The sequence below is a fragment of the Pseudomonas sp. TE3895 genome (genome assembly GCF_056278855.1).
This window is the reverse complement of sequence record NZ_JBWBQE010000001.1, coordinates 2,934,914-2,948,153: the sequence shown is the minus strand read 5'-3', so window position 1 is coordinate 2,948,153 and position 13,240 is coordinate 2,934,914. Positions and strand designations below refer to the sequence as shown.

Below are 13,240 nucleotides of genomic sequence, written 5' to 3'. Positions count from 1 at the left end.
GCGAGCTCTGGTTACTCCTTGATCACGTCCGCGCCTTTGGGGATGTCGAACTTGAACTTGCTGTCCGGCACCGCCTGGTTGGCCTTGACGCCATTGAACAGGATGTTGGTACGCTGGCCGACGCTGTCGATCAGCTGCATGTCATTGATCAGGCCTTTGCGGAACGACACGCGCAGCGAGTCGAACAGGGTGTCCTTGGTCTTTGGCTTGAGGGTGAAGTCCATCACTTCACCCTGCTCCTTCGAGGCGATGTCGAAGCTTTGGCTGATCTTCGACACATCACCCGACAGCAGCAGCGCCGGGGTCTGGTTCAGGCGCACGTCGAGCTTCTTGATGGTGGCCTGTTCCAGGTCCGGGTCCCACAGGGTGACGTTCTTGCCGTCCGACACCACCACCTGCTCCTGCGGTGCATCGGTGTGCCAGTAGAACAGGCCCGGGCGCTTGACCGTCATCTTGCCCGAGGTTTCCTGCAGGCTGGTGCCATCGGCGCCCAGGGTCAGCTGGGAGAAGTTGGCCTCGATGGTCTGCGACTTTTCCAGCAACTGGGTCAGGCGTTGTACGTCTTGCTCACCGGCATAAGCAGTAACCGAGCCCAGGGTAAGGGCAGAAACCAACAGCATGCGAATCGCGCGCATGGGAATCCTCATTGAGCGTTGAAAAGGCCGGGCGCCACCGTTGGCGCCCGGCAGGGTGTTCATCAGTCGCGCGGGCCGCCCGGGGCTATCACTTCCCGCGAGCCGTTGCTGTTCATCGGGGTAACAACGCCGGCCATCTCCATCGACTCGATCATGCGCGCGGCACGGTTGTAGCCGATCTTCAGCTTGCGTTGCACGGCAGAAATGGAGGCGCGACGGCTCTCAAGCACGAATTGCACCGCTTCATCATACAGGGCGTCGGTTTCGGCATCGTCACCCTCGCCACCGCCGCCGCCGCCTTCAAAGCCGCTACCGGCTTCTTCGACGCCGTTGAGGATGTCGTCGTTGTAGTCCGGGGCGCCACGCAGCTTCCACGCCTCGACCGTGCGGTGCACTTCGTCGTCGGACACGAATGCGCCGTGCACCCGGATCGGCAGGCTGGTGCCCGGCGGCATGTACAGCATGTCGCCATGGCCCAGCAGCTGTTCGGCACCGCCCTGGTCGATGATGGTACGCGAGTCGATCTTGCTCGACACCTGGAACGCCATACGGGTCGGGATGTTGGCCTTGATCAGGCCGGTGATCACGTCCACCGACGGGCGCTGGGTCGCGAGGATCAGGTGAATACCGGCCGCCCGTGCCTTCTGCGCGATACGGGCGATCAGCTCTTCGACCTTCTTGCCGACGATCATCATCATGTCGGCGAATTCGTCCACCACCACCACGATGGTCGGCAAGGTTTTCAGCGCAGGTGGCTCATCGTCCATGCTCTCACGGCGATACAGCGGGTCATGGATGATTTCGCCCGCTTCCTGGGCGTCCTTGATCTTGCGGTTGAAACCGGCCAGGTTACGCACGCCCATGGCCGCCATCAGTTTATAGCGCCGCTCCATTTCGGCCACGCTCCAGCGCAGGGCGTTGGCGGCGTCCTTCATGTCGGTGACCACCGGGCACAGTAAGTGCGGGATGCCTTCGTAGATCGACAGTTCAAGCATTTTCGGGTCGATCATGATCAGCCGCGCGTCTTCCGGGCTGGACTTGAACAGGATCGACAAAATCATCGCGTTCACACCCACCGACTTACCGGAGCCGGTAGTACCGGCCACCAACAGGTGTGGCATCTTGGCCAGGTCAGTGATCACCGGCTTGCCGCCAATGTCGTGGCCCAGCGCCAGCGTGACGGGCGATTTCTGCTCGTCGTACTGCGGCGTGGCCAGCACTTCGGAGAAGCGCACCATCTGGCGGTTTTCGTTGGGTATCTCGATACCTACCGTGGTCTTGCCAGGGATAACCTCAACCACTCGCACACTGGTCACGGCCAGCGAACGCGCCAGGTCCTTGGCCAGGTTGGCGATGCGGCTGACCTTCACGCCGGCGGCCGGCTGGATTTCGTAACGGGTAATTACCGGGCCGGGGTGGATCGAGTCCACCGCCACTTCCACACCAAATTCCTTGAGCTTGATTTCCAGCAGCTGACCGACGCCGGCCAGGGACTCTGGCGAATACTCGATCTTTTTCTGTTCGGCCGGGTCGAGGATGGAAATCGAGGGCAAGGTGCCTTCCACGGCGCTGTCGACGAACAGCGGCGCCTGCTTTTCCTTCATCGCCCGCTTGCTCGGCTCCGGCGCCTTGGCGGCTGACGGCGGCACAATGGTGGGCGCTGCGTGCTGCTGGCGGGGCACCACGGTTTCACGCGGCGCCAATGCCTCAGGCGCCGTTTCACGTGGCGGCACAATCGGTTCGCGTGCAAGGGTTGGCTCACGTGGCTCGACCGGCTGAGCGGGTGGCTCTTCACGCTTGAGGATGCGCTCGCGCAGTGACGGTTTGGCCGGCTCGCGCTTCTCGGCAGCCATCGGCGCGGCCTTGAACACCGGTTCGTCCTCGCGCAGCTGTGCCTCAAGGCGCTTGCGCTCGTTGCGCGCTTCCCACCAGCGGGTGGCAGCCCCCTGCACCAGTTCGAACAGGTCGAGGGTGATCTTGCCGGTCAGGTCCATCACCTTGAACCACGACAGGTCGGTGAAGACGGTCAGGCCGAACAGGAACAGGGCAATGAACATCAGCGTGCTGCCCTGCACGTTCAGCAGGTTGCGCGCCAGGTCGCCCAGGCTTTCGCCCAGTGCACCACCGGCGGAGAACGGCAGGCTGGCGGGCGGGTGGAAGTGGATATGCGCCAGCGCTGCCCCCGACAGCACCAGGAACACCAGGCCAATCAGCCGCCAGGAGAACAGCCAGCCGCTCCAATCCCACGGCTGGTGGCGTTCGCGGAAAATCTGCCAGGTCTTGACCGCCAGCAGCAGCGGGAAAATATAGGCGAAGTAACCCAGCACCATGAACAGGATGTCGGCGAAGTAGGCACCGGCACGCCCGGCCGCATTCTGCACCTGGTCGACGTTGCTGGTGTGGCTGAAGCCCGGGTCCGACGTATCGTAGGTCAGCAGCGCCATCCACAGGTACAGGCACAGCGCGCCGACAGCGATCAACGCACCTTCCTTGAGGCGATAATGCAGCTGCTGCCGCCACAGTGGCACAGGCAATGGAGCTGGAGTTGCGGTGGATTTCTTCAAAACGCGTCTATTCCTGCGCGTGGTGCGCGTCCAATAGTGATCGGCCGCTGCGCGACCAACGAACCACTACTTTTAACATTACTGCCCGCCAGCCGCCATGGCGGCACGCCGTATGGGGGATTTGGCCGAGGGCGAATTCATATAGCTGCAATTTGAGCATGCATTTTCTTTTGTGACAAAGGCTTATGCTGTGTTTTTGCACAGGTGTGACAGCAAATGTAGCGGATGGTGCCTGCGATTTGATGAATGCGTAGGAAATTGCCCTGAATTGCCGCAAAACGGCCTCACCTCCCTGTAGGGGGTAGCCTTGTGCAGATTACCGCGCAGGCTTTGAGGAACCCAAAGAGATTGACCCCGCTTTTCACCCAAGCCATGCTGCCCTCTCCCCTCCCCCACCGCACGATAGACCATGCTCACCTGGCTGACCCGCGACTCGCTGACCTTCCCGCCCCTGGAAAAGGCGCTGCACGACCCCAACGGCCTACTGGCCGCCGGCGGCGACCTGAGCCCCGAGCGCCTGGTCCAGGCGTATCGCCATGGCTGCTTCCCGTGGTACCAGGACGGCCAACCGATCCTGTGGTGGTCACCCGACCCGCGCACGGTGTTGTTGCCTGACCAGTTGCATGTGTCACGCTCGCTGGCCAAGCTGATGCGCCAAGGCCGCTACCAGGTCAGCTTCGACACCGACTTCCCGGCCGTGATCGCCGCCTGCGCCGCGCCTCGCGACTACGCTGACGGCACCTGGATCACCGACACCATGCGCAACGCCTACTGCGAGCTGCACCGCCGCGGCATCGCTCATTCGGTCGAAGTTCGCCAGGACGGCGAACTGGTCGGGGGCCTGTACGGCCTCGCCATGGGCCAGCTGTTCTTTGGCGAATCGATGTTCAGCCACGCCGACAACGCCTCCAAGGTCGGCTTCGTGACCTTGGTCAACCACCTGCGAGACGCCGGCTTCGTGCTTATCGACTGCCAGATGCCGACCAACCACCTGCACAGCCTGGGCGCCCACGCCATCAGCCGTGCCGAGTTCGCCAGCTACCTGGCACGCCACCTTGACCAACCCAACAGTGCTTCATGGGTTGCCTAGGCGAGTTCCCGTAGCTGGCTTACACTTAAAACAAAGTCTCACCGAAGGGGTTGATCATGACAGAGTTGGCGCGGTTGAAGTTCTATGCCACTCAGCCCCACTCCTGCAGCTACCTGCCGGAGGAGCAGGCGACCACGCTGTTCCTCGACCCCAGCCAGCCGATGGACGTGCACGTGTACGCCGATTTGTCGGAAATGGGCTTTCGCCGCAGTGGCGACCACCTGTACCGCCCACACTGCCAGAACTGCAACGCCTGCGTGCCGGCGCGCATCCCGGCGGCGCGTTTCATCCCCAACCGCCAGCAGCGTCGCATACTCAAACGTAACGCCGACCTGACCGTAACCGCAGCGCGCCCGGCGTTCAAGGAAGAGTACTTCGAGCTGTACCGGCGCTATATCGAAACGCGCCACGCCGATGGCGACATGTACCCGCCCAGCCGCGATCAGTTTTCCACCTTCCTGGTACGCGACCTGCCGTTCTGCTGGTTCTACGAATTTCGCCTGGAAGGCCGGTTGATGGCGGTGGCAGTGTGCGACCTGCTGCCCAATGGCCTGTCAGCGGTGTACACCTTCTACGAGCCGGACGAGGAGCGCCGCAGCCTCGGCCGTTTCGCCATTCTCTGGCAGATCACCGAAGCGCTGCGCCAGAACCTGGAGGCGGTTTACCTGGGCTACTGGATCAAGAACTGCAAGAAGATGAACTACAAGACGCAGTACCGACCTATCGAGCTGCTGATAAACCAGCGCTGGGTCACCCTCAACTGAAAGCATTGGCTTGACACGCAGTTTTCCGGCATAATCCACGCCACTTTTTTGCCCGGTGCGGATATGCGTCGGGCTAACACTGGATCCGAGGGCTCAACTGCATGTCGAAAGAAGACAGCTTCGAAATGGAAGGTACTGTCGTCGACACCCTGCCCAACACCATGTTCCGCGTGGAGTTGGAAAACGGGCACGTCGTAACCGCGCACATCTCCGGAAAGATGCGCAAGAACTACATCCGTATTCTCACTGGCGACAAGGTCCGCGTCGAGCTGACGCCGTACGACCTGAGCAAGGGCCGCATCACCTACCGTGCGCGCTAAGCTCAAGCCATGAAAAAGCCCGGCCAGGTGCCGGGCTTTTTTGTGCCTTACGGAATTGCAAGGGGCTGCAAGGCAGCCCCTGCACATCACGCGACCTCAGCCGTGGTTTCGAAGTCGAACACCAGTTCGCCATCGCGCAGGTCGACATGCACCACGCCACCATGCTCGGCCAGCTCGCCAAACAGGATCTCCTCGGCCAGCGGCCGCTTGATCTTGTCCTGGATCAGCCGCGCCATTGGCCGCGCGCCCATCTGCACGTCATAGCCCGAAACCGCCAGCCAACCGCGTGCCTCATCGCTGACTTCCAGCAGCACACGCTTGTCTTCCAGCTGCGCCTGCAATTCGATAAGGAACTTGTCGACGATGCTTTTGATCGTCTCCGTGCTCAGGCGGCCAAACTGGATGATGGTATCCAGACGGTTGCGGAACTCTGGCGTGAAGCTCTTGCGGATCACTTCCATGGCATCGGACGTGTGGTCCTGATGAGTGAAGCCGATCGACGCCCGCGCCGCGGTTTCTGCACCGGCGTTGGTGGTCATGATCAGGATCACGTTACGGAAGTCGGCCTTGCGCCCGTTGTTGTCGGTCAGGGTACCGTGGTCCATCACCTGCAGCAGCAGATTGAAGACTTCCGGGTGGGCCTTCTCGATTTCGTCGAGCAACAATACGCAGTGCGGCTGTTTGGTGATCGCCTCGGTCAACAAGCCACCCTGGTCGAAACCGACATAACCCGGCGGCGCACCAATCAAACGCGACACGGTGTGGCGCTCCATGTACTCAGACATGTCGAAACGCACCAACTCCACACCCAGCGCCTTGGCCAGTTGCCGCGCCGCTTCGGTCTTGCCGACGCCGGTAGGGCCGGCGAACAGGAACGAACCCACCGGCTTGTCTGGCGACTTGAGGCCGGCACGGGACAGCTTGATCGCGGTGGCCAGCGAGTCGATTGCCTGGTCCTGGCCAAACACGGTCAGTTTCAGGTCGCGCTCAAGGTTGCGCAGCAGCTCCTTGTCGGAACTGGTGACGTGCTTCGGCGGAATTCGCGCAATCTTGGCGACGATGTCCTCCACTTGCGGCACATCAATGCGCTTGACGCGACTGGCCTCTGGCTGCAGGCGCTGGTAGGCGCCAGCCTCGTCGATCACATCGATGGCCTTGTCAGGCATGTGCCGATCATTGATGTAGCGCGAAGCCAGTTCGGCAGCGGCGCGCAGGGCTTCGTCGCTGTACTCGATGTTGTGGTGGCTTTCGAAACGCCCTTTCAGGCCGCGCAGAATGCCCACGGTGTCTTCAACCGATGGCTCGCTGACATCCACCTTCTGGAAGCGACGCGCCAGGGCACGGTCCTTCTCGAAGATGCCGCGAAACTCCTGGAACGTGGTCGAACCGATGCAGCGGATTTCACCCGACGACAGCAGCGGCTTGAGCAGGTTGGAGGCATCCATCACCCCGCCCGACGCCGCACCGGCGCCGATGATGGTGTGAATTTCGTCGATGAACAGGATGGCCTGCGGACGCTTGCGCAGCTCACCGAGCAGCGCCTTGAAGCGCTTCTCGAAGTCACCACGGTATTTGGTACCGGCCAGCAAGGCGCCCAGATCGAGGGAGTACACCACGCTCTGTGCCAGCAGGTCAGGCACCTGACCATCGACGATGCGCTTGGCCAGGCCTTCGGCGATGGCCGTCTTGCCCACGCCAGCCTCACCCACCAGCAGCGGGTTGTTCTTGCGCCGACGGGCCAGGATTTGCGCCACGCGTTCCACTTCCTGCTCGCGACCGACCAGCGGGTCGATACGGCCGGCACGGGCCAGCTCGTTCAGGTTGCTGGCGTAGGCGTCCAGCGGGTTGCTCGAAGAGGAGGTTTCGCCGCCCTCTTCGTCCTGCATGTCCTGCTCGCTTTCAGATTGCGCCCCATGCCCTGGCACCTTGGAGATGCCATGGGCGATGTAGTTGACCACGTCGATACGGGCCACGCTCTGCTGCTTGAGCAGGAACACGGCCTGGCTTTCCTGTTCGCTGAAGATCGCCACCAGCACGTTGGCGCCGGTCACTTCGCGCTTTCCAGAGCTTTGCACGTGGAACACGGCACGCTGCAGCACGCGCTGGAAGCCCAGGGTCGGCTGGGTTTCACGGTCTTCGTCGTTGACAGGGATCAACGGCGTGGTGGAGTCGATGAACTCTTGCAGGTCATGCTTGAGCTTGTCGAGATTGGCGCCACAGGCGCGCAGAACGGTCGCGGCAGCCTCATTGTCAAGGAGTGCCAGCAGCAGATGCTCGACGGTCATGAACTCATGACGCTTCGAACGGGCCTCCTTGAAGGCAAGATTGAGGGTGACTTCGAGCTCGCGGTTTAACATAGCTTCACCTCATACCCAAGTGGTCGGCGATTAACCGTCCTTCTCGATTTCACAGAGTAGCGGATGCTGGCTTTCCCTGGCGTATTGGTTGACCTGCATGGCCTTTGTTTCGGCGATGTCACGGGTAAACAATCCGCACACTGCCCGCCCCTCGGTATGGACGGTCAGCATGATCTTGGTCGCCAGCTCGCGGTTCAGACTGAAGAACGTCTCGAGCACTTCGACGACGAAATCCATTGGTGTGTAGTCATCGTTGAACAAAACCACCTTGTACATCGGTGGCGCCTGCAGGATCGGCTTGGCTTCCTGAACTGCAAGACCTGAGCCGTCGTCCTCATTCGATTGCGGGCGATCCTGATTGAATGTTAGTCGAATCTCACTAGGTGCATGCATGGAAAGAATTTCATCATGAGCGTCAGGTTAAGGTTGCGGGTTGACTGCACAGGCCACCGCCAGCGCAGGCGCCGCGTGACCTTGACTATCGGCAAAACGGTGTTACAACCAATAAGAACCCACCGTGGTCGATAAAGATCCGCGCAGTCAACCAGATTTTTCGCAAGGTTCGTATGCGGATGAAGTGGATGATACTCCAGTGATGGAGTCCTTTGCAGAGGGACATAGGGATGGCAAGCGGTAAAGTCAAGTGGTTCAACAATGCCAAGGGCTATGGATTCATCAATGAGGAAGGTAAATCCGATGACCTGTTCGCCCATTATTCCGCCATCCGAATGGACGGATACAAGACCCTGAAGGCTGGCCAGGCCGTGATATTCGACATCGTCCAGGGCCCCAAAGGCTTGCACGCCATCGAAATCAAAGATGCCGCGGCCGCTGCGGCAGAGGCTGCCAGAACCCTGGGCGAGCCGCAAAGCGAAACTGCAAAAGCCTGACTGCCTGCGCTGTGCCGATAGACGAAAAAACCGGCCGCCTCTTTACCGGAGGCGACCGGTTTTCTATTGCCTTACATGTGTTTGATCATTTCATCGCCAAAGCCTGAGCTGCTTACCAGCTTCGCGCCCTCCATCAACCGCTCGAAATCGTAGGTCACGGTCTTGGCCGCAATGGCGCCATTGGTGCCCTTGATGATCAGGTCGGCGGCTTCGGTCCACCCCATGTGGCGCAGCATCATCTCGGCCGAGAGGATCACCGAGCCCGGGTTGACCTTGTCCTGCCCGGCATACTTGGGCGCCGTGCCGTGAGTGGCCTCGAACATGGCCACGGTGTCGGACAGGTTGGCGCCCGGGGCAATGCCGATACCGCCCACTTCCGCCGCCAGGGCATCGGACAGGTAGTCACCGTTGAGGTTGAGGGTGGCGATCACGTCGTACTCGGCCGGGCGCAGCAGGATCTGCTGCAGCATGGCGTCGGCGATGGCGTCCTTGACGATGACCTCGCGACCGGTCTTGGGGTTCTTGAACTTCATCCAAGGGCCGCCATCGAGCAGTTCAGCGCCGAACTCGTCACGCGCCACCTCGTACCCCCAGTCCTTGAAGGCACCCTCGGTGAACTTCATGATGTTGCCCTTGTGCACCAGGGTCAGTGATTCGCGGTCGTTATCCACCACGTATTGCAGGGCCTTGCGCACCAGACGCTTGGTACCCTCCTTAGACACCGGTTTGATGCCAATGCCGCAATCCTGGTCGAAGCGGATCTTGGTGACCCCCATTTCCTCCTTGAGAAACTTGATCACCTTGTTCGCCTCGGGCGACCCGGCCTTCCACTCGATGCCGGCATAGATGTCTTCGGAGTTCTCGCGGAAGATCACCATGTCGACGTCGCCCGGCTTTTTCACCGGGCTCGGCACACCCTGGAACCACAGCACCGGCCGCAGGCACACATACAGGTCCAGTTGCTGGCGCAAGGCTACGTTGAGCGAGCGGATGCCGCCACCGACCGGGGTGGTCAGCGGTCCCTTGATCGATACCACGTAATCCCGCACGGCATCGAGGGTTTCCTGTGGCAGCCAGGTATCCTGGTCATACACCTGGGTGGCTTTCTCGCCAGCGTACACCTCCATCCAGGCAATCTTGCGCTTGCCGCCGTAGGCCTTCTGCACGGCGGCATCGACCACCTTGATCATCACCGGCGAGACATCGACGCCGATCCCGTCGCCTTCAATGTAAGGAATGATCGGATGATCAGGCACGTTAAGCGAATGGTCTGCATTGACGGTAATTTTGGTGCCGTCGGTCGGAACCTTGATTTTCTGGTATCCCATGCTTGCACTACTCCGCTGTCGGGTGTGGTTTGGACATCGTGCGATCCACTGAGCCTAAACCACATCTGCCGACCTGCAAGGCATGCGACAACCCGCCGCATTGCCGCTTAGTCTTTGGTCTTATAAATGGGCCGATATCACTTGGCCTTGCTGATTAGCCCGAATGGTTTGGTATACTCCGCCGCGACCGAAGGGTCATCGGGGCGAATCCCAGGAAAATGCGGACCGCCCTAGGCCATGAATGGCCATAAAGCCTGGGTTGTTACCGCAGCTCAGCACTTGACGCTCGACTGATGCATCCACCATCACCGCTCGCAGCCTCTCGACTTTCCGCTCATGGCGCTGCCAGGGCGATGCGCCTACCCTGCGCACCACGAGACTCGAGCACGCTCAGCACACAGAGAGTTAACCCGCATGCCCACCCGTTCCAAGATCATCTATACCTTCACCGACGAAGCCCCCGCCCTCGCCACTTACTCGCTGCTGCCGATCATCGAAGCGTTCACCGCTTCGGCTGACATCGCTGTCGAAACTCGCGACATCTCCCTGGCTGGCCGTATCCTTGCCGCCTTCCCGGAGCAACTGGGCGCAGAGAAGCAAGTAGGCGATCACCTGGCGGAACTGGGCCAGCTGGCTACCACCCCTGAAGCCAACATCATCAAGCTGCCGAACATCAGCGCCTCGGTACCGCAGCTCAAAGCCGCGATCAAGGAACTGCAAGGCAAGGGCTTCAACATCCCTGACTACGCCGACGAGCCGGCCACCGCGGAAGAAAAAGAATCCCGTGCCCGCTACGACCGCATCAAGGGTTCCGCCGTGAACCCGGTGCTGCGCGAAGGCAACTCCGACCGCCGCGCGCCGCTGTCGGTCAAGAACTACGCCCGCAAGCACCCACACAAGATGGGTGCCTGGGCCGCCGACTCCAAGTCGCACGTTGCCCACATGACTCAAGGCGACTTCTACGGCAGCGAAAAGGCCGCGCTGATCGAAGCTGACGACAGCCTGCGCATCGAGCTGGTCGCCAAAGACGGCAGCACCACCGTGCTGAAAGAAAAGACCGCCGTCAAAGCCGCCGAAGTCATCGACTGCGCCACCCTGAGCCGCAAGGCCCTGAAAGCCTTCATCGCCGAGCAGATCGCCGACGCCAAGGCCGCCGGCGTGCTGCTGTCGGTGCACCTGAAAGCCACCATGATGAAGGTCTCCGACCCGATCATGTTCGGCGTCATCGTCGAAGAGTTCTACAACGACGTGCTGACCAAGCACGCCGCTGCCCTGGCCGAAGTAGGCTTCAACGCCAACAACGGTATCGGCGACCTGTACGCCCGCATCAAGGACCTGCCAGCTGACAAGCAGGCCGAGATCGAAGCCGACATCCAGGCCCTGTACGCCGAGCGCCCGGCCCTGGCCATGGTCAACTCCGACAAAGGCATCACCAACCTGCACGTGCCGAGCGACGTGATCGTCGACGCCTCGATGCCGGCCATGATCCGTGACTCGGGCAAGATGTGGAACACCGCAGGCGAACTGCAAGACGCCAAGGCCGTGATCCCGGACCGCTGCTACGCCGGCATCTACCAGGCCACCATCGAAGACTGCAAGGTCAACGGTGCCTTCGACCCGACCACCATGGGCAGCGTGCCGAACGTTGGCCTGATGGCGCAAAAGGCCGAAGAGTATGGCTCCCACGACAAGACCTTCCAGGTCAAGGCTGACGGCGTGGTTCGTGTAGTCGATGGCAAGGGCAACGTGGTGCTGGAGCAGAACGTCGAAGCCGGTGACATCTTCCGTATGTGCCAGACCAAAGACGCGCCGATCCAGGACTGGGTCAAGCTGGCCGTCAACCGTGCCCGCCTGAGCAACACCCCGGCGGTGTTCTGGCTGGACCCGGCTCGCGCCCACGACGGCGTCATGATCGAGAAGGTGCAGAAGTACCTGAAAGATCACGACACCACCGGCCTGGACATCCGCATCCTGGCACCGGTCGACGCCATCAAGTTCTCCCTGGCCCGCATCCGCGAAGGCAAGGACACCATCTCGGTGACCGGCAACGTGCTGCGTGACTACCTGACCGACCTGTTCCCGATCATGGAGCTGGGCACCAGCGCCAAGATGCTGTCGATCGTACCGCTGATGAGCGGCGGTGGCCTGTTCGAAACCGGCGCCGGCGGTTCGGCTCCGAAGCACGTGCAGCAGCTGGTTGAAGAGAACTTCCTGCGTTGGGACTCGCTGGGTGAATTCCTGGCCCTGGCCGCTTCCCTGGAGCACCTGGGCAACACCTACGACAACCCGCGCGCCAAGGTTCTGGCCAACACCCTGGACCAAGCTACCGGCAAGTTCCTCGACACCAACAAGTCGCCGTCGCGCAAAGTCGGCGGTATCGACAACCGCGGCAGCCACTTCTACCTGACCCTGTACTGGGCCGAGGCCCTGGCCGCTCAGACGGACGACGCTGCCCTGCAGGCACGCTTCGCACCACTGGCAAAAACCCTGGCCGAGAACGAAGCGACCATCGTCGCCGAGCTCAACGCCGTTCAGGGCAAGCCAGCCGACATCGGCGGCTACTACGCCCCGGATGCCGAGCTGACCGCCAAGGTGATGCGCCCAAGCCAGACCCTGAACAGCGCCATCGCTGCCCTGTAAGGTTCGCTTGAAGTAACAGCACAAACCCCGGCCACGCACCGGGGTTTGTGCTTTCTGGAAAACAAGCGCGGTCCCTGTAGGAGCGGGTTTACCCGCGAATACGGTGGTGAAACCACTGACCTATTCGCGGGTTAACCCGCTTCTACAGGGCCCTGCAGACCGTTGAGGAGATGCTCATGACCTGGCAACCCCACATCACCGTAGCGACCATCGTCGAGCACGAAGGCAAGTTCCTCTTCGTCGAGGAATTCAAAGCCAACCAGCACGTCTTCAACCAGCCGGCCGGCCACCTCGAGCCCAACGAGACCCTGCCCCAGGCCGCCCTGCGCGAAACCCTGGAGGAAACCGCCTGGGAAGTCGAGCTGACCGGCGTGGTCGGCATCTACCTGTACACCGCCCCCAGCAACGGCGTGACCTACCAGCGCATCTGCTTCGCCGCCCGCCCCGTGCACCATCACGCCGACCTGGCACTGGACAGCGACATCGTCCGCGCCGTGTGGCTGACCCGCGACGAACTGCTGGCCGACCCCACTCGCTGGCGCAGCGAGCTGGTGCCGCGCTGCCTGGATGACTACCTCAAAGGCCCGCTGCACAGCCTCGACCTGCTACGCGACTGACGCGGCGCCACGGGTTTGATAGAATCGGCGTTTTT

The 13,240-nt window shown here is 61.5% G+C and carries 11 protein-coding genes; 6 read left to right on the top strand and 5 right to left on the bottom strand.

Annotation, left to right across the window (positions count from 1 at the left end):
- Nucleotides 1-11: 11 nt before the first annotated feature.
- On the bottom strand, nucleotides 12-635 hold the full coding sequence (gene lolA / locus ACZ889_RS13125; RefSeq protein ID WP_003251209.1) for an outer membrane lipoprotein periplasmic chaperone LolA: 624 nt from the start codon (nucleotides 633-635) through the stop codon (nucleotides 12-14).
- A gap of 62 nt (nucleotides 636-697) precedes the next feature.
- Nucleotides 698-3,199: a DNA translocase FtsK gene (locus ACZ889_RS13120; protein ID WP_180688503.1), complete on the bottom strand. Its 2,502-nt coding sequence runs from the start codon at nucleotides 3,197-3,199 to the stop codon at nucleotides 698-700.
- Nucleotides 3,200-3,608: 409 nt separating this feature from the next.
- Here ACZ889_RS13120 and aat point away from each other — a divergent pair, with 409 nt between their 5' ends.
- The 3 genes from aat (at nucleotide 3,609) to infA (ending at nucleotide 5,373) form a co-directional block, all read left to right on the top strand.
- A complete protein-coding gene (gene aat / locus ACZ889_RS13115) occupies nucleotides 3,609-4,289 on the top strand; it encodes a leucyl/phenylalanyl-tRNA--protein transferase (protein WP_476257437.1) in 681 nt (226 codons plus the stop codon).
- 56 nt (nucleotides 4,290-4,345) lie between these two features.
- Nucleotides 4,346-5,053 carry an arginyltransferase gene (locus ACZ889_RS13110; protein ID WP_003251215.1) on the top strand — a complete coding sequence of 236 codons (708 nt, stop codon included), beginning with the start codon at nucleotides 4,346-4,348 and terminating at the stop codon, nucleotides 5,051-5,053.
- 101 nt (nucleotides 5,054-5,154) lie between these two features.
- Complete coding sequence (infA, locus tag ACZ889_RS13105; RefSeq protein WP_002553999.1) at nucleotides 5,155-5,373, top strand: translation initiation factor IF-1; 219 nt, start codon at nucleotides 5,155-5,157, stop codon at nucleotides 5,371-5,373.
- A gap of 86 nt (nucleotides 5,374-5,459) precedes the next feature.
- Here the strand turns inward: infA and clpA are convergent, their stop codons facing one another.
- Nucleotides 5,460-7,730, bottom strand: a complete 2,271-nt coding sequence (clpA, locus tag ACZ889_RS13100) for an ATP-dependent Clp protease ATP-binding subunit ClpA (protein WP_180688505.1) — start codon at nucleotides 7,728-7,730, stop codon at nucleotides 5,460-5,462.
- 30 nt (nucleotides 7,731-7,760) lie between these two features.
- Complete coding sequence (clpS, locus tag ACZ889_RS13095) at nucleotides 7,761-8,123, bottom strand: ATP-dependent Clp protease adapter ClpS (protein WP_003251220.1); 363 nt, start codon at nucleotides 8,121-8,123, stop codon at nucleotides 7,761-7,763.
- 230 nt (nucleotides 8,124-8,353) lie between these two features.
- On the opposite strand from clpS, the gene cspD reads away from it, so the two are divergent.
- Nucleotides 8,354-8,620: a cold shock domain-containing protein CspD gene (gene cspD / locus ACZ889_RS13090; RefSeq protein ID WP_180688506.1), complete on the top strand. Its 267-nt coding sequence runs from the start codon at nucleotides 8,354-8,356 to the stop codon at nucleotides 8,618-8,620.
- A gap of 71 nt (nucleotides 8,621-8,691) precedes the next feature.
- On the opposite strand, the gene icd is transcribed toward cspD, so the two are convergent.
- Nucleotides 8,692-9,948 (bottom strand): NADP-dependent isocitrate dehydrogenase, encoded by a 1,257-nt coding sequence (gene icd, locus ACZ889_RS13085; protein WP_047604806.1) that lies wholly within the window; start codon nucleotides 9,946-9,948, stop codon nucleotides 8,692-8,694.
- A 414-nt stretch (nucleotides 9,949-10,362) separates the two neighbouring features.
- Between icd and ACZ889_RS13080 the strand changes: the two genes are divergently transcribed.
- Together ACZ889_RS13080 and ACZ889_RS13075 are read left to right on the top strand one after the other, a co-directional pair.
- Nucleotides 10,363-12,588, top strand: a complete 2,226-nt coding sequence (locus ACZ889_RS13080) for an NADP-dependent isocitrate dehydrogenase (protein ID WP_003251225.1) — start codon at nucleotides 10,363-10,365, stop codon at nucleotides 12,586-12,588.
- Between the two features lie 176 nt (nucleotides 12,589-12,764).
- Nucleotides 12,765-13,205 (top strand): NUDIX hydrolase, encoded by a 441-nt coding sequence (locus ACZ889_RS13075; RefSeq protein WP_180688508.1) that lies wholly within the window; start codon nucleotides 12,765-12,767, stop codon nucleotides 13,203-13,205.
- Nucleotides 13,206-13,240: the final 35 nt, after the last annotated feature.